General features: G+C 43.6%; 13 protein-coding genes. 3 read left to right on the top strand and 10 right to left on the bottom strand.

Annotated features, from left to right (window positions below; translation table 11 throughout):
• The first annotated feature begins 36 nt into the window (after positions 1 to 36).
• Positions 37 to 675: a type I phosphoribosyltransferase gene (locus T357_RS0114915; protein WP_031554345.1), complete on the top strand. Its 639-nt coding sequence runs from the start codon at positions 37 to 39 to the stop codon at positions 673 to 675.
• Between the two features lie 48 nt (positions 676 to 723).
• Here T357_RS0114915 and T357_RS0114910 read toward each other — a convergent pair whose 3' ends face one another.
• From T357_RS0114910 to T357_RS0114890, 5 genes are all read right to left on the bottom strand, one after another.
• Complete coding sequence (locus T357_RS0114910; RefSeq protein ID WP_031554341.1) at positions 724 to 2,313, bottom strand: UDP-glucose--hexose-1-phosphate uridylyltransferase; 1,590 nt, start codon at positions 2,311 to 2,313, stop codon at positions 724 to 726.
• Between the two features lie 213 nt (positions 2,314 to 2,526).
• Positions 2,527 to 3,543: a UDP-glucose 4-epimerase GalE gene (galE, locus tag T357_RS0114905; protein WP_031554338.1), complete on the bottom strand. Its 1,017-nt coding sequence runs from the start codon at positions 3,541 to 3,543 to the stop codon at positions 2,527 to 2,529.
• A gap of 98 nt (positions 3,544 to 3,641) precedes the next feature.
• Positions 3,642 to 4,823 carry a galactokinase gene (locus T357_RS0114900; protein WP_031554335.1) on the bottom strand — a complete coding sequence of 394 codons (1,182 nt, stop codon included), beginning with the start codon at positions 4,821 to 4,823 and terminating at the stop codon, positions 3,642 to 3,644.
• Between the two features lie 293 nt (positions 4,824 to 5,116).
• The gene (locus tag T357_RS0114895; protein ID WP_031554333.1) at positions 5,117 to 6,064 is read right to left on the bottom strand and encodes an AEC family transporter; all 948 of its coding nucleotides are present in this window, start codon (positions 6,062 to 6,064) and stop codon (positions 5,117 to 5,119) included.
• An 11-nt stretch (positions 6,065 to 6,075) separates the two neighbouring features.
• Positions 6,076 to 6,813 (bottom strand): sce7726 family protein, encoded by a 738-nt coding sequence (locus tag T357_RS0114890; protein WP_330373135.1) that lies wholly within the window; start codon positions 6,811 to 6,813, stop codon positions 6,076 to 6,078.
• A gap of 97 nt (positions 6,814 to 6,910) precedes the next feature.
• On the opposite strand from T357_RS0114890, the gene T357_RS0114885 reads away from it, so the two are divergent.
• Together T357_RS0114885 and T357_RS0114880 are read left to right on the top strand one after the other, a co-directional pair.
• Entirely contained in the window at positions 6,911 to 8,872 is a 1,962-nt protein-coding gene (locus T357_RS0114885) for an SGNH/GDSL hydrolase family protein (protein WP_031554327.1), read from the top strand.
• A gap of 310 nt (positions 8,873 to 9,182) precedes the next feature.
• Positions 9,183 to 10,943, top strand: a complete 1,761-nt coding sequence (locus tag T357_RS0114880) for an SGNH/GDSL hydrolase family protein (protein ID WP_031554324.1) — start codon at positions 9,183 to 9,185, stop codon at positions 10,941 to 10,943.
• A gap of 147 nt (positions 10,944 to 11,090) precedes the next feature.
• On the opposite strand, the gene T357_RS0114875 is transcribed toward T357_RS0114880, so the two are convergent.
• The 5 genes from T357_RS0114875 to T357_RS0114855 form a co-directional block, all read right to left on the bottom strand.
• Positions 11,091 to 12,755 carry a Na/Pi cotransporter family protein gene (locus T357_RS0114875; protein WP_031554321.1) on the bottom strand — a complete coding sequence of 555 codons (1,665 nt, stop codon included), beginning with the start codon at positions 12,753 to 12,755 and terminating at the stop codon, positions 11,091 to 11,093.
• 329 nt (positions 12,756 to 13,084) lie between these two features.
• Positions 13,085 to 13,648: a hypothetical protein gene (locus tag T357_RS0114870; RefSeq protein WP_155991480.1), complete on the bottom strand. Its 564-nt coding sequence runs from the start codon at positions 13,646 to 13,648 to the stop codon at positions 13,085 to 13,087.
• A 27-nt stretch (positions 13,649 to 13,675) separates the two neighbouring features.
• Positions 13,676 to 15,022, bottom strand: coding sequence for a phosphodiester glycosidase family protein (locus tag T357_RS0114865; protein WP_031554316.1), 1,347 nt, complete (start codon positions 15,020 to 15,022; stop codon positions 13,676 to 13,678).
• A 95-nt stretch (positions 15,023 to 15,117) separates the two neighbouring features.
• Positions 15,118 to 16,365, bottom strand: coding sequence for a bifunctional glycosyltransferase family 2/GtrA family protein (locus tag T357_RS0114860; protein ID WP_049962468.1), 1,248 nt, complete (start codon positions 16,363 to 16,365; stop codon positions 15,118 to 15,120).
• Positions 16,366 to 16,558: 193 nt separating this feature from the next.
• A complete protein-coding gene (locus tag T357_RS0114855) occupies positions 16,559 to 16,951 on the bottom strand; it encodes a nucleotidyltransferase domain-containing protein (RefSeq protein ID WP_031554311.1) in 393 nt (130 codons plus the stop codon).
• Between the last annotated feature and the right edge of the window lie 35 nt (positions 16,952 to 16,986).

The raw sequence follows: 16,986 nt of genomic DNA, 5'->3' as shown, positions 1-16,986 counted from the left end.
ATTATGTTTCATCAGGAAACAGGATAAGGAGTAAAAATGGAAAACAGCTATCAGAAAATCGAAGTTACGGGAATATCATTACCACTGAAGGTTACAAGGGGACATTTTGCCACAAACCATTCTCACACAAACTATTACATAGACCTCACAACAGTTAAGACCAGAGCGTCCGAAGCTCATATGGTTGCTGCCAAGCTTGTAGAGAGATACCTTTTCGGTCTGGTGGTGGATACCATCATTTGTGACGAAGGAACAGAGGTTATCGGCGCTTTCGTTGCTGAGGAGCTTACCAAGAGCGGTGCCATGAACACCAACGCCCATAAGACAATCTATATAATAAAGCCGGAGTTCAATTCCAACTCACAGATCATTTTCAGAGATAACATTAAGCCCATGGTGAGAGGCAAGAATGTTCTCATCCTTGAAGGCTCCGTTTCCACCGGTAAATCAATCAACAAGGTCATCGAGGCTGTAAAATACTACGGCGGCAAGTTAAGTGGTGTCTCCGCTGTATTCAGTGCTATCACTTCTTATAACGGCATCCCTGTGGTTTCGGTTTACGGCACAAATGATCTTCCGGACTATGCTTTTGCCGACTACAATGATTGCCCGCTTTGCAAGGCCGGCAAGCCCATCGACGGTCTGGTTAACTCTTTCGGAATTTCGATGATCTAGCCATACAAAAAAGAGGCTTCATGAATGAAGCCTCTTTTTTATTTCACATCAAAGCGTTTTAATAAACCTGTCGAAGGCTGCCTGGCCCTCCGGGGTACGCTTGTAAACTCCGGCGTCCTCGAGGACATGCATGAAGACTTTTCCGATTTCGTCCTGAAGGATTTCATCGAAATTCTCGGCTGTGACCTCGATGTCACGTCTGTAATACTCCTCCATGAATGCGTCGAACCAGTCGGCGTGTTTCTCAAGTTCAGGAATGTCACGAAGATCCTTGCCTGTAAGGAATGCTTCTTTAAGTTCTGCCATCTCCTGCTTTAATCTGCTCGGAAGAACCGCAAGGCCCATAACCTCTATAAGTCCGATGTTTTCCTTCTTGATATGGTGAAGCTTCGCATGTGGATGGTAAACACCCAGAGGATGCTCCTCGGTGGTGATATTGTTTCGAAGCACCAGGTCAAGCTGGTACTCTTCTCCAACCTTTCTCGCTATAGGAGTGATGGTTGAGTGAGGAACACCATCAGTCTCAGCAAAGATAAATGCAGCTTCATCGGTGTAGCCTCTCCATGCCACAAGGATATGGTCTGCAAGATCAGCCATTTTTGCGATATTCTCACCGGTGAGACGGATAACAGACATAGGCCACTTTACAACTCCTGCCTTAATGTCCTCGTATCCCGGAATTGTGAAGCTTCTCTCTACAGGAGCCTTTGCCATGGCGAACTCATAGTTACCCCCCTGGAAATGCTCATGTGCAAGGATGGAGCCACCGACTATGGGAAGGTCAGCATTGGACCCTACAAAATAATGCGGGAACTGACGGACAAAATCGAAAAGCTTCAAAAATGCGCTCTTATCGATTTTCATTGGAGTATGTTTGGTATTCAGAACGATGCAATGCTCGTTGTAATAAACATATGGTGAATACTGGAATCCCCACTCCTGACCCTGGATCTCGATAGGAATGATACGGTGATTCTCTCTTGCCGGATAGTCAACACGTCCGGCATATCCCTCGCACTCACAGCAAAGCTGACACTTGGGATACCCCGTCTGCTTAGCCTTTCCTGCTGCCGCAATGGCCTTCGGATCCTTCTCCGGCTTACTGAGATTTATGGTAATGTCAAGCTCCCCGTACTCTGTCTCAGTCTTCCACTTAAGATCCTTCTTTACTCTGTAGCGTCTTATATAGTCAGTATCTCTGCAAAATGTATAGTACCAGTCAGTGGCAACCTTCGGATCCTCTTCATAGAGATCAAAGAAATTTGCCTGAACCTCTGAAGGTCTCGGAGTCAGAGCCCCCATAAGCTTTGTATCGAACAGATCTCTGTATACAACAGAATCCCCATCCGTAAGGCCCTGCTCCACCGCATAATCATTAAGAACCTTCAAAACATTCTCAAGATACGACCCGTCGTCAACGATCCCGGTTTCCGTAGTAGTCTTAAACTCCTCTGCCTCAACCTCATCAAACGGAATCTTCTCCGCCTCTTCCATGACCTCGTCTTTGGTGCATGTCACTTCATCCACCTTCAAATTCAGCGCAACAGTATTAAGCGCCCATGTAATGTCTTCTTCCTCTATAAGCGTAGTTCTGTACGCATACGCAACTAAATTTTTTATTCCACACTGTAAATCCATATATTTGCACCTTCAAAAACGTTTATTAAGCCACAATCGGAAGAAAATGCAAGGGATGGGTGGCTAGGCTTGCGAGTTGAAAGAACATCGTGGATGTTGTGTTCGCATCCGGGCGCACGTGAGTGCGACAGGGGCGAACACAACAGCCGCGATGTACTTTCAATCTCGTGGGCCGCCACACGTCCCTTGCATTTTCTGTACCATTTCACCGAATTACGAATTATACCCGTTAGGATTCTTCTGCTGCCAGTTCCAGGAATCCCTGCACATATCCTCGAGATCGAACTGTGCCTTCCAGCCAAGCTCCTTCTCTGCCTTCGCGGGACTTGAGTAGCAGGTTGCGATATCACCGTCACGTCTCGGCTTCATAACATAAGGAAGCTCCTTGCCGCAAGCCTTCTCAAAAGCATGGATAACATCAAGAACAGAATAACCATGTCCTGTTCCGAGATTACATACAAATACACCGTCATTCTTTGCAAATCTCTCGATAGCCTTTACGTGTCCCTTTGCAAGATCAACTACATGGATGTAATCACGAACTCCGGTTCCGTCAGGTGTAGGATAGTCATTTCCGAAAACATTGATCTCGGGAAGCTTTCCGATTGCAACCTGTGCAACATACGGAAGAAGGTTGTTAGGGATGCCCTTAGGATCCTCTCCGATGAGACCTGACTCATGAGCTCCGATAGGATTAAAGTATCTTAAGAGGATAACATTCCACTCAGAATCTGCTGTATGAACATCTGTTAGAATCTGCTCCTGCATCCACTTTGTCCAACCGTAAGGATTGGTGCAGGTTCCCTTAGGACAGTTTTCTGTGATAGGAATCTCGGCAGGATCTCCGTAAACAGTAGCGGAACTTGAGAAAATGATATTCTTTACCCCGTGAGCACGCATCTCCTCAACAAGATTGAGCGTTGAGCCGATATTTGTACGGTAATACTCAACCGGCTTGTGAACTGACTCACCTACAGCCTTGAGTCCCGCAAAATGGATAACCGCATCTATCTCATTCTCATCAAAAATCTTCTTAACGGCCGCTCTGTCCAGAAGATCCTCCTGATAGAACTTTACCTTCTTGCCGCTTATCTCTTCGATACGGTCAACTGCTTTCTGATTGGAATTATAAAGATTGTCAATGATAACTACTTCATAGCCTTCATTAAGAAGCTCAACACATGTGTGACTTCCGATGTATCCGGCACCGCCTGTTACAAGAATTCTCATATAGTCTCCTCTCTATAATAGGAACGACAGCACATTTAGAATCGCTTCTCAAGAGCTGACGCCACATAAACTACCTGTCTGTTAGTCCATTGCATTATTTAAACCACATGTGGTCCGTCGCCGATGCTTACAACATAAAATGTACAATCATAGCCGACACGTTTCTTATATGCTTCACCCACAAGCTTCCTAAAGTCTTCAACCGCCTCATCCTTTACGATGGAAACTGTACAGCCGCCGAATCCGCCGCCGGTCATACGTGAGCCGAGAACTCCCGGTACCTTCCAGGCTTCTTCCACAAGGATATCAAGCTCCTCACAGCTGACCTCGAAATCATCTCTCAGGGAAACATGTGATGCATTCATAAGCTTTCCAAAGGTTTCAATGTCTCCGGCCTTTAAAGCTGCAACAGCTGTCAGAGTACGGTTATTCTCATATACCGCATGCTTTGCTCTCTTCTGAACTACCGGATCCTTGATGGCATCCTTATGCTTTTCAAAATCCTCGTTGCTTAGGTCGCCAAGCGTCTTAATTCCTGCAACGGAAGCAAGTATCTCTCTTGCCTCCTCACATTCTCTTCTTCTGTCATTGTAAGCTGAACCCACGAGCTTATGCTTCTTGTTTGTATTGGTAACCACCAGCTTCATTCCATTTAAAACTACAGGAGCGTACTCGTAATTAAGTGTTGCGCAGTCAAGGAAGATAGCATTATCCTTCTTACCCATAGCGCTTGCGAACTGGTCCATGATTCCGCAGTTCATACCGCAGTAGTTATTCTCCGCATCCTGACCGATGACAGCAAGGTCAACATTAGTCACATCGAAACCATAGAGGTCTCTCAAAATGAAACCTGTAAGAACCTCGATAGATGCACTGGAGGAAAGTCCTGATCCGTTGGGAATGTTTCCGTAAATAACCAAGTCAATTCCCTTATCCATTTTAAAGCCCCTCTTTTCGAAGGCCCACATAACTCCCTTTAAGTAGGATGTCCAGTTATCATCTTTTAAAGGTCTGAACTCATCAAGGGAGGTTTCTACTACACCGATCTTATCAAGATTGACACTGTAAAAACGCAGCTTACGGTCATCTCTCTTTTTTGCAGCCGCATAGGTTCCTATAGTAAGCGCACATGGAAAAACATGTCCACCGTTATAATCTGTATGCTCTCCTATAAGATTCACACGGCCGGGTGCAAAATAACACTTTACTCCATCAAGGCTTTCTGTGCCGAATTTCTCCTGAAATGCTTTTAAAGCGCCTTCTTTAAATGAAAGATCCATAGGTGTATCCTCCTGTGTATGGGAACAAAATCCCACCTGATATAAACTGATAAAAATTTGTCACCTTTTCATGGAACATTATAAAAATGATAACTTTCGTAGTCAACGCGAAAAAACATCTGAAAATCTTAGATATTCTATCCTGTCTATACCGATAATGTCCCCTTGAAACATCGTCATTCACATGACTAATCTATCATATTTTCGAGGATTTCCTACGGTTTATCATATCTTTGATGATTTCTGCATTTGATATGGTCGAAAACGATTATCGTCTTCAAAATCAACCATTTTTAGAAAATCCCCACTGCTGTAAGGCTCATTATCCAGAAGAATATGGTAAACAATGATAAAACCGTACTTATGGCAAGGAGCTGACCCTGAAGTTCCCCGTCTCCTCCCATATTCTGGGCCATTGGGAACGATGCTCCGGCAATAGGGGTCGCATACAGGATAAACGCAATGAAAAGCTCAGGTCCTCTATATCCAAGCATATACATTAAACCAAGAATAAATGCCGGCACCGCCACAAGCTTCAGGAATAATGTCACAACAATGATATTCATATTTTTTCCAATATCAGGTAATGAAAGTGTGGCTCCCAGAATAAAGATGGCAAGCGGTGTTGTCATGTTCGCAAAGTTGCTGATGGGTTTCATGACTGATGCCGGAATCTGCCAGCCTGCAAATTTAAATACAGCTCCGGTAATGGCACCGACTATCAGAGGATTTGTGATTATATTCATCAGTATCTTTTTGACATCCACCTTTGCCCCTGCGCTTCTGTCAAAAAGTGTAAAAATGATAACCGCACCAATATTGTATACAGGAACAATCGTTGCGATAACCAGCGACGCAAGTGCTCCGTAATCCTCTCCGTACATGCTTACACATAAAGGATATGCAAACATCAGGGTATTACTGCGCCATATAGACTGAATGACAACGCCTTTTCTTGGATTCTCCTTTACGAAAACAGGCACCAGTACTATACAAAGCAGGATTATCGCTATGAGAACACCGGTAAATATTGCAATAAGGGACGCATTTTCTCCTAAGTCAATGTCAGCAGAATAAAGGTTGTTAAACATCAGAATAGGAAAAAAAGCCTTGAATACTATCTGATTAAGCCTTGTATAAAATGAGTCGTCTCCATATCCCAAATGTCTTATGATGTATCCATACAACATATAACAAATAAACGGTATTACTGCATTGGCTGCGATAAAAAAGCTCTGCATCGTATTGTCCTTTACCCCTTCTTTGATCCTTTTTTCTTTTTAGCCTTAACTGTATGAGAAACTTTAAGATCCGGCTTTTTGATCAGTTTTCCGTCAGAAGTCAGCAATGAGTGTCCTGCTTTAGGAAGCTTTTTCTTTCTCCTGGGCTTCGCCTTCCTCTTCTCCACACGGAATTTATTAATTTCGTCCAAAACGGTATTATAATCTCTTTCAAACAGCTCTGTCGATATCTCTTTTCTTAGACAATCATAACTAATTTGGGCAGATATTCTTTTTATGACCTCTTTTTTGCTGAGATAGTCATACTTGTTTTTGAGATTCCGGCCGACTATACGCTGTAGCTCCGGCCTCCACAGAAGGCTCAGTTTATCCTCGTATCTGATATGAGGGTTTTCCTTTGGCTTTCTTAATATGTAGAAGTCAGGTTTCCCATCCTCCTCATCTATGGTTATGATGCCCCAGTAGTCAGGCACATGCTCCTCTATATGCATGGCATGACTTGTTCCCACTGCAATGTAATTATAGTCAAAGAATCTGTCATAATCCTTTACCTGCCCGGAAAGCCGCACGTAAGTATCCGCATCCGACTTGATCTCTATTCCGTAAAGGCTGTCTTCTGTGACCATAACCACATCCGCACGGCTTTTGCCCATGATCTTTTCTTCTATTATCCTGGTTTTCCCATAGGTATCTTCAAGAAAGGAAAACAGGGGTTCTCTAATGTCTCTATCGTACAACATAGCTACCATGATACCACATTGCCCGAAAAAGCATTAAAAAAACTAGAAAAAATTACTATTCCTTTTTATAATTGAAAAAGTATGAATAGATGAGGGATTTTTAATTATGAGTAAAGACGAAAAGAACAATATTTCCGAAACAACAAACGAGCCAGCTACATCTGCCCCACAAGAGTCAGGATCCGGGAACAACTCCGGTTCCACTCTTACAAAGAAAGGCTCAGCACTGCTTGCAGTACTCATACTGATGATAGTTGCCATAATCGGTGCCTTTGGTTATATGGTAAACACTGCCATCACTGAGGATGCCATCGATGAGTCTGTTAATGCAGAACGAATCAATGCTGCAAATGAACGACTCCAGCTTGAGACAGATGCAGACGGAAATATCATCACAAAGGGTAATGGCTCAGAGGCAGCTTCTGCTGTTATTCCGGAAGACAATAGTTTTCTTAATAAGCTTAGTGCAAAAGAGCCGGTTTCAATTCTTGTTATCGGTGACGTTTTCGGCACAGGCGCAGGCGCCAAGGATGGAACAAACTGGACAGACCTTTTGGCATCAGGCATTAATGAAAGTTTTGGATCTGAAGCTTCTGTAAAGAATCTTTCCCTTCCTAATGGAAACAACGCCTATTCTGCCTATGTAACTCTCATGAACGAGGCGGCAGGGAACAAGGATTCTGTCTATGATGCGGTTATCGTAGCTTTAGGTTACTATGACGCGCCATTTACATTTGATCTTCAGTATGAAGGCCTTCTTCGTTCCATAAAGCAGCAATATCCTTCCGCAGAGATCATCGGCATGATCGAGTCAGCATCATTAACAGAACCGGGTGGATATTCTGATGAAACAGCAACCTATGCCAGAAATCTTCTTGAGCACTATGGTGCCATCGTTGCCAACATGGGCGAAGCCTTTATGGTTACAGGCGAGGATGTGAACTCTTTCACAGATGACGGCGTTCTTCCAAATGCTGAAGGCCAGAAGCTCTATGCAAACTGGATAGTTCGTAAGATAAACGACAAGCTCCGGAATCCTGAGGGAATCGTTCCTGATAATAATACTGAGGCTTCAACAACTTCAACATTGGAATCTGACGGAACAATAGAACCTGTTAATCCTGACGCTGTTCTTTACGATCATTACTATTACATAGCATCAGACAGTTTCCAGCGTCTCGACGACTGCAACTTCATCATCAGCGCACAGGAGCTTACAACTCTCGGTTCAGAAACCGTCGGTATGATCGGACTTGATTATGACTACCTTACCGGCAGCAACACCGCTCAGGTAGTCATCGACAATACTATCTTCGGAGGTCTTTCTTTTGAAAGCGAAGGTGTTTCCCCGGAAAGACATATCCGTATAGTGGATAACAATGCTTCCATCAATGACAGTATCGCAGTCAGCTTCGCCACAAAAGAACAGGCAGACTGTTTCCATGGTCTCATCATAACCGGAAACCTCAATTTCAATCAGCCTAAGGACAAGTACGATGAGCTTCCTCTTCCACCTGAAACTACGGCTCCGGAGACCACAGAGGCAGAGACAACTGTAGAAGAAACCACAGAAGCAGAGACAAAGGCAAAGGAAACAACTGCAGCAGAAACCACTGCTGAAGAAACCAAGGTTCCGGAGACAACTGCCAAGGAAACCAAGGCAGACAATGATAATAAGAAACAGGACGAGACTACAAAGGAAACAAAGAAAGCTTCCGAAACTCAGGCTCCTGCAAAAAAAACTGCTCCAAAGCAGACTGAAGCTCAAGCAGCCGAAACAACTGCTGCTGCCGCAGAAACCCCGGCTCCTGAGACATCCGCTCCTGAAACTGCTGCTGCACAGACTGCTGTAGAAGAAACAGCCGCACTGCCCCAGGAAACCGTTGTTCCTGAAACTGCTGCTATAGAAACCCCTGAATCAACCGAGCAGGCTGTCATCAGCGATCCCGCAGATTCTGCCACAATCACGATACCGACAACAGCCTACACTGTCGAGGCCGGTCAGGGAATAGATTTAAGTCAGTGGAATAACGCAGGTCCAACCATAGGCATTACTATCGCTCCATAACTATTCTATACAGAACTTTCGGAGTCCCCGGTCAGTTAAAAACTGACCGGGGGCTCTGTTTTTTACGTGCAATCCATCCGTAAAATATATATCTGCCGGCTACAACCTGCATGTATTCGCAGCGCACTATTACCTTATGACGGGATTTTGCGAGAATATTCAAATAAAGTTAATTGATTTTTATCGCCAATGAAAGTATTATTAATCACTGTGTTAATCAGCACCTTGCGCACAAGTAACAATCATTGCGCATCAAACGTGGATGGTCAAAGCATTATCCTTCCACAGCATTGATATTAAGGAGATAACAATGGATTTTAAAACTTTTTTTGAGAATAACAAAAAAGCCTGTATCGGTGGAGCCGCCGGTGTAGCAGTTATCCTGCTTGGCATCGCCGCTATCAGCGGTCAGAACAATTCCGTTAAGACACCTCAGGAGACAACAATAGCTGTAACTGAATCCGATCAGAAGAACGAGACCAAAGAAACCGGAGAATCCGTAGTAACCGGAAATTTTTACGCAAAACTCAATGCCGGAAAGCCTGTATCCATTTTAGTAATAGGCGATGGATTTGCTGCCGGAAACAATCTTGAGGATTCCTCTAATGCATGGGCCGAGCTTCTTTCTGCAAAGATCACAGAGACCTTCGGTTCCGAGGTTCTGCCGGAGAACCTGTCGCTTCCTTCTGACAACACAGTTTTTTCAGGCTATGCCGTTGCAAATCAGCTCTCTGAAGATGTGGAATATGATGCGATTATTCTTAGCTTTGGAAATTACGATGATCCTTCAAGCTTCGGAATTATCTATGAAGGTCTTATCCGTGCTCTTGCAAACAAGAGTCCCGATGCAGTCCTCATATCTCTCATCGAACCTTCTTCTGTCACTAACCCTGAAGGCTACGCCGATGATAATGCTTCCGCAATCCAGAATATCACAGATCACTACTACGGTCTGACTGTAGATGTAGCAAAGCTAATGGAAGCAAACGGCAGCAACGCAGCAGATACTGCAGATGACGATAAGGTAAATCAGAATGCTGAAGGAAATGCTGCAGTTGCAGATGCGATCATTAAAGCAATCAAGGAGCATTCAGAAAATGGTGAAACACTCAATACTGCTTCAGATGCTCTCAATGATGCTTCCGAAACCCTTGAAGACTTTGCGTATATATCTGCAAGTGACTTTGAGAAGGTTGATGACACTACTTACGTACTCCTTGCGGATTATGTCCGTGATTATGACGATAACGCCGTATCCGGATTACTTGCTATCGACTATGAATATCTTCCGGGTTCAAATGATGTTTACGTAACTGTTGACGGCAATCCTTTCGGACGCTCCACAGTGGATTTTAAGGGAACAGAGTCAGAACAGCATATCGCACTGATCAATGATGATTTTGAGCCCGCTGAAACCATAACCGTGTCCTTCGCTTCCGCAGATGAGGCCAATACATTTGCAGGAATCATAGTTTCCGGTAATGTTAAGCTCCCTATGTCTTATGATGAATTCGAAACAAAGGAAATCCATCAGTTAAGCACTGAGGAAATCAGAGCTCTTTTCGGTGAAAGTGAAGACGAAGACGCTGCAGGAGGACCCGGTTCTGAGGAAACTGAGGCTGTTCCTGACGGAAACCAGGAAGGTGACACAACATATATCGATGGTGCTCTTTATGAGTATCACAATGGTGAATGGTACGAAGTTATAAATGATGACACAGGAAACCCTGATATCGGAGTAAAATCTCAGGTAGCTCCTACAAGATCTGCACATGAAGTAATCACAAACAAAGAGGTAGTTAATTCCTCTTCTGCTGCAGGTACAGAGACTGCCGCTGTTGAAGAAACCACAGTAGCCGAAACTGCTATGACTGAGTCTTATGCTGAAACTGTTGCTGAAACCGCAGCAGAGACTGTTATGGAAACTCCTGCAGAAACAGCTTATACAGAAGCAGCTGCTGCAGAAACTACAGGCTTTGAAGTTCCAGTTGAAACACAGGCAGCTTCCGGCGACTATGCAGTAAATGAAACCGATTTGAACGGCAATGCAATTGGAAACATTGCAGGATAATCAATAATCCAAGACATCAAAAAAGCAGATAAAAAAACGGCCTCCAATCTTTAGATCTAATGATTGGAGGCCGTTTTTTCTATCTGCTTTTTGTTATATAACGTTTTTTAGTATCAAAAAACAGCCTTGGCTGTTTTTAAAACTGAATTATCCTGCCTTTTCGTTTCTGCGGTTTTTCGCATCATAAAGTGAAAAAGCGATATTTGTTGCGTGATCTCCTACACGCTCAATTCCGGAAATGATATCTGAGAAGAATACACCTGCCTGTGCAGAACACAAACCTTCGCTGAGGCGCTGAATATGCTTGTTCTGAAGCTCACGCTCAAGCTCATCGGTTTTATTTTCAAGATCTCTTACCTTTTCCATGTTTGTCATATCACCTGTAACAAACATGTCCAAAGAATCCTTCATAAGCTCCCTAACAATAGCCATCATGCCTTTGAGTTCCTCTTTGGCATCCGTTGATAGATGAACGTCTTTTTCATTAAAATACTTAACAATGTCAGCTATATCCTCTGCATGATCTCCGATTCGCTCTATATCCGAGCAAACATGGAAATAACCTGCGATGAGATCCGCATCACGCAAAGGAATGGCGTTCTGGTTAATCTTAGTCATGTAAGTATTGATCTGCTCACAGAGCCAGTCGATATACTTTTCTGTTTCATAAACCTTTTCGATTCCCGAAGCATCTTCATTGAGAAGACAATCCATGGCTGTGGAAAGGTTGGTGAAGGCAGCATTAGCCATCCTCTCCATCTCCTGTTTAGCCATATAGATGGCAACCGCAGGGTTTGGAAGTTTGTTGAGATTGATGTATCTGAGCTTGAAAACATCCTCGCTGTCTTCCTGTTCCTCGCCGTCCTTAACTAGAACATAGGTAAGCTTGATGATCTGATCCATAAACGGATAGAATACAACTACCTGGAATACCTTGAAGATAAAATGGGCAAACGCAATATTTCGTCCCAGAGATCCCGGGTCATCTCCGGTTCCGGAGATAGTTCTGATGATAGTTTCGATCTGAGGTGCGAACATAAGCAGCAGAACAAACATCAGAATTGTACCGAAAATATTGAAAAGCAAGTGAATGAGTGCTGCACGCTTTGCGTTATTATTTCCCTGAAGCGCTGTAAGAACCGCACTTGAGCAGGCTCCGATGTTACATCCAAGGATGATGAACATACATATCCTGAGATCCACAAGTCCCATGGAACCCATAACAACGAGGATTGAAACAGTAACTGAAGATGACTGAACAATCGATGTTATGACAAATCCCATAAGTACGCCAAGCACCGGATTGGTAAAGCTTGACAGGAAGGTTATGACTGCCGGAATCTCTCTGAGGGCTGCCATGGAACTGGACATAGTGGATATACCCACAAACAAAAGTCCGAATCCCATCACTATCTCACCGGATTTCTTCACCGTAGGATTGGGGATGAAGTTCATCATCACAGCACCGAAGAAAACAAATATAGGTGCTATAGCAGATAGCCTGAAGGCTACGAGCATTGCCGTAATTGTGGTACCAATGTTGGCACCGAGTATAATTCCGCAGGCATTGGAAAGGGCCATCAACCCGGAATTAACAAATGTTACAACCATAACCGTCGCCGTACTGGACGACTGGATAACAGCTGTAAAGAACATTCCGACAAGCACTCCCGTCAGTCTGGTTCTCGTAAACGTCTCCAGTATCTTTCGAAGCTTGTTACCTGCAACCTTCTCGATACCATGACTCATCATGTACATACCTGCTATAAAAAGACCAAGTCCTCCTATCAGGCTCACCAAAATCGAAATCATTTGATTCTCCTCTGTTCTGTTTTTGTGAACTTTGCATAAACGCCATTCCTCTTAAGTATATCTTACAATCCTCTTTTTAAATAGAGTGATTTCATAAAAAGCATTTAAAAAATATCATAATATTTGCAAAATTGTAACAATATGCGATATGTATTTAAAAAAATAACCTGATTTTGTATAATGAATAACCCCCGAAGTGAACGGATTTCATCAGCGTTTCACTCACGGGGGCTGCAAATTCATATTAATCTTCATTCCGCTGCTTTTGATCGACAGCAAAAATGGCAAAAAAAGATTTTTTCCAGTACAGATTCTGGTGAAATATAGTATTATGCTATCCTCGCGTCTGTCATTTTCTTCTCTCTGTACCCTATAAATGTCATGAGGGCTGTCAGCAGGAGTCCTGCTCCAACTATGAAATAAACCTTAGATAAAGAACTTGTGGTTCCGTAGATATCCAGTATTCCGTGAAAAACCGAGCCCACAGTCAGGGTGGCAATGCCGGATCCCCATAGATTTATGGTGTACATTGGAGGGTAATCCTTTTCAGTTGCTCCCCTTCCCATTCGGGCAGAGGCGATAAAAAGCCACGGCAGTACGCCCAAAATCAACGGGATGGCGAAAGCATATATCATATAGTAGGAATAAACACCGAAGCTGAAGTACTCATAAACTGCGCCGAACAGGGCAACTGCTATGGTGATTAAGACGTAGCCCAGTACTTTTTTAGTTGCTTCGCCGGGTTTATCCTCTCCCTTCGCTGCCATGATTTCATTCTTTTGGCTTATATCTGATCCTTTAACACCGCTCTTATAAACATTTCCATTTATACATTTTTCTTTCATTAGCTTTATCCTTTCAGATATCCATCTAAATCTAATATCGAACTGCATACAAGGGTATCACTTAACTTTCACACCTCATGTACTTTCTGTTGCGGAATCCTCTGCTTTTCCCAGATAAACTATATCGCTGACCGATCTTTCCTTTATATTGTTACCACCTGTGGTTGGCTTGTTGATGATCTCGCCGTTGAAATACAGGGTACTTGAGCCGCCACCGTCAAGATTATAGGCAGACGTGCAACCCAGGCTCTGCATGAACTCTGCAAGCTGGTACAATGTTAAGCCCTCAGACTCATCTGTTCTTCCGTCGGTAACCACAAATACGTAATGTCCATCCTCAAGTATGCCGATAGCTGTTCTCGGATTTGAAGCCATTGCCTTACCTACTTCCTCGTCCTTTGTTACTGCTATCTCACTGTTCTCTACAAGACCGGGGCCAAAACTGAGTACGTCCACCGCTCCGGCAGCCAGAACCTCCTCTGCGGAAAGGTCATTTTCCGAAAAAATCTCGAAGCTTCCATCTGCAAGTATGGCAAGATCCTCATTTCCGCCAGAGGTGGATCTGTAAAGAACTCCGTTTCTTATAACATAACCGTCATTCTGCGCCCCGTAAAAATCTCCGTTTATGGCAAGGATGGCGTCATTTTCCTCTGCTGTCACAGAAGTGGCTTCCTTTACGTTTTTACCGTAAGTGTCATCCGCAAAGGCTGTCTGTATCAGATCAGCAGTACTGAAGGCTGATTCATCAAGCTCGGTGGCATCTCCCAGGAGCTGTATGTCCGCAACGTAAATGGAGGTATCATTTGCCCTGTACTCACTTAAGGTTATGGTCTTAACACTGTCAGTATAGGTTCCGATAACTTCATCTGAACTAACTGTATCTATAGTTGTTGATACTGTCTCCTCAGCCTTGGATGTGCTGCTTTCATTGTTTTCAGATGTTCCGGAGGATTTACTGCCGGGCTTACCCGAAGGCTTTTTCCCCGGCATCCCTGATGGTCTCTCTCCGTTTTCTGAAGGCGGGAAGCCGGAAAGATCCTCTCCCGTTTTCATCCTTTTTTTGCTTTCTCCTTCAGTGCTTTCTCCTTCGCTGCTGCCTTCAGGTCTTTCCGGTCTGTCTTTTTTGAAATGCCCTTCTGAAGCATTTTCTGTGTCACTTTCAGATCCACTCTCAGCTTCTGAAGCATCCTCTTCCGATTTGCCCAGGTTCTCAGCATTGGCACCGGTTCCCTTTGCGGTTTCAAACACGCTTTTATCAACTTCAACTGTTCCTTCTGTATTTAATGCCACCGACTGCTGCACTGTTCCTTCTGTGTAGCTTCTTGGGATTACAAATGTATCCAATAGCGCATATCCCGTAAACGCTGTAAGAGCCAGAAATGATGTAAGTCTGTATTTCCAGCTGCTGAAAAAATCCTTCATATAATGTTCCTTATCGTTCTGTTTATTTTTTGATGACCTGTTCCCGTTTCAATTAGGGTTTCGATTCATTTCAAGCAGGTCAGCCTTGATTATTTTCACGCTACCCCGTAATCCTGAAAGGGGCTATGACTTCCTTTTACCGATTCTCTATCCTCTCCGGTATGTTTTGCCTCAACCCTCATAGGCTGTGCAGAAACTTTATTTTGTTCAACGCCCTTTCCTGATGCTGCAAATACAAATCGTCTCTGAAGTGTAAAATTCACAAAAAACATCAATATCTCTATACAGACTTTTGCGATCATGGGGTTTACAGGCAAAAATTTTGTCACTGCACAAAGAAGTGTTGTATTCAAAGCAAGAATGGTTACTGCAAGAAGCATGTACTTTCCCGCTGAATTTGCCACACTATCCTTGTTCCTTTTTTCAGCCTCTATATATTCATTGTCGGTACCTGCAAAAACGAAATTCCGGTTGATGCTGTAATTCGCTGTGGCACTGATCAAACGGGCGAAAACATTGGCACAAAGCATAACATAAGCTGTTTTTCCGAAAAGTTCCACGATGCATCCGAAAATAGCAAAATCTATGAGAAAACCGGCGAAACCAGACAGGCTGAACCTGAAAAGCTCCTTGTAGATACGGATTGAGTCCTTAAGGGGATCAAAGTGGCTGCCGGCATTGTTATCGATATAGATAGTCTCTATGGTAAGCTCCTCCATGGGAACCTGCTCACGGGCAAGATCCATGAGCATATTCATCTCGTATTCATAGCGGTCACCAGGAACAGAAAGCATCCGGTCCATAAGTTTTTTTGAAAAGGCCCTGAGTCCTGTCTGAGTGTCGTAAATTCTGACTCCCGAAAGAAGTCTGAACACATTTCTGGTTATTCCATTGCCTATACGGCTTCTGAGCGGTGAACTCGGTCCCTGCTTGCGGCTTCCCAGTACAAGAGTCCCGGGGTGTACAGCAGCATGCTCCACCAGTCTTGTGGCGTCGCTTATCTTGTGCTGTCCGTCAGAGTCGATGACTACTACCGCATAGTTGTCTTCATATTTGTACTCTTCTTTGATGTAGGCAAAAGCCTGCTTCATGGCATACCCCTTTCCTCTGTTTTCAGGATAACGTATCACATGGGCAAAACTCATGACGTCTCCGAAAATTCTGTCATATTTTTCTACAGGAACTTTTCCGCTCTTAACAGAGTTTCCTGACGCAGATCCGTCATCCACCACTACAACTTCAAAGCCAGAAGCTGCTGCCTCAGATGCAACTTCTATAAGCATTTCATCCGGCTCATATGCCGGTATCACCGCTATCTTTATAAGTGCTGTTTCTATATACATAATTACTGCTCCTTTCAGAAGGTCAAACGCTGTTTCACATATTCGTAGAAATAAAATCCAGATCATAAGTTTCCATCTCTTCTCATGACCTGTATGGCTGTATCTTAATTTGCGAAGCTTAAACCATGCTGAAGAAGCAAAAAATGGCAACAAAAAAAGAGCCACACGAACATGCCTCGTTCTGAATGGTTCTTCAAATAACCTGTGAAAGCATAGCTTCACATTCCTGTTCAAATCTAATCAATTCTTCCGGATAGTAATCAGTAAACTGTATCTGTGAATGTAATGGTGCAAGATATATAGGAGCCGGATTTCTTACATCGATAAAGAATAAGTCTAGCGGGATTCCCTTTTCCTCAAAAAACTCCTCTATGATTACGGATATTCTCATGTAAATATCTATATCATCTGCATAGACGGCTATATCCACATCACTTATGCCCTTTTCGTAACGCACTGTAGGGTAACTCCCAAATACAAACACATTATATACATCTTCCGGAAAGGCAAAACTCAACTTTTTTTGTAGTGGTATAAGGTCTTTTATTCTCTCTATTGCAGCTAATCTTCTTTCATCTGCCAACATAAAAACACCTCCCTGTGTATTCAAGTGTAACACAA

It is taken from the genome of Oribacterium sp. FC2011 (assembly GCF_000701645.1).
Taxonomy (GTDB): domain Bacteria; phylum Bacillota; class Clostridia; order Lachnospirales; family Lachnospiraceae; genus Oribacterium.
Note: the sequence above shows the minus strand (reverse complement) of the source record. Positions and strands in the feature narration are given on the sequence as shown.

Excerpts from the sequence above, each read along its gene's own strand:
- T357_RS0114915 (WP_031554345.1), top strand. The coding sequence starts at position 37 with ATGGAAAACAGCTATCAGAAAATCGAAGTTACGGGAATATCATTACCA.
- T357_RS0114910 (WP_031554341.1), bottom strand. The coding sequence starts at position 2,313 with ATGGATTTACAGTGTGGAATAAAAAATTTAGTTGCGTATGCGTACAGA.
- galE (WP_031554338.1), bottom strand. The coding sequence starts at position 3,543 with ATGAGAATTCTTGTAACAGGCGGTGCCGGATACATCGGAAGTCACACA.
- T357_RS0114900 (WP_031554335.1), bottom strand. The coding sequence starts at position 4,823 with ATGGATCTTTCATTTAAAGAAGGCGCTTTAAAAGCATTTCAGGAGAAA.
- T357_RS0114895 (WP_031554333.1), bottom strand. The coding sequence starts at position 6,064 with ATGCAGAGCTTTTTTATCGCAGCCAATGCAGTAATACCGTTTATTTGT.
- T357_RS0114890 (WP_330373135.1), bottom strand. The coding sequence starts at position 6,813 with ATGGTAGCTATGTTGTACGATAGAGACATTAGAGAACCCCTGTTTTCC.
- T357_RS0114885 (WP_031554327.1), top strand. The coding sequence starts at position 6,911 with ATGAGTAAAGACGAAAAGAACAATATTTCCGAAACAACAAACGAGCCA.
- T357_RS0114880 (WP_031554324.1), top strand. The coding sequence starts at position 9,183 with ATGGATTTTAAAACTTTTTTTGAGAATAACAAAAAAGCCTGTATCGGT.
- T357_RS0114875 (WP_031554321.1), bottom strand. The coding sequence starts at position 12,755 with ATGATTTCGATTTTGGTGAGCCTGATAGGAGGACTTGGTCTTTTTATA.
- T357_RS0114870 (WP_155991480.1), bottom strand. The coding sequence starts at position 13,648 with ATGCAGTTCGATATTAGATTTAGATGGATATCTGAAAGGATAAAGCTA.
- T357_RS0114865 (WP_031554316.1), bottom strand. The coding sequence starts at position 15,022 with ATGAAGGATTTTTTCAGCAGCTGGAAATACAGACTTACATCATTTCTG.
- T357_RS0114860 (WP_049962468.1), bottom strand. The coding sequence starts at position 16,365 with ATGTATATAGAAACAGCACTTATAAAGATAGCGGTGATACCGGCATAT.
- T357_RS0114855 (WP_031554311.1), bottom strand. The coding sequence starts at position 16,951 with ATGTTGGCAGATGAAAGAAGATTAGCTGCAATAGAGAGAATAAAAGAC.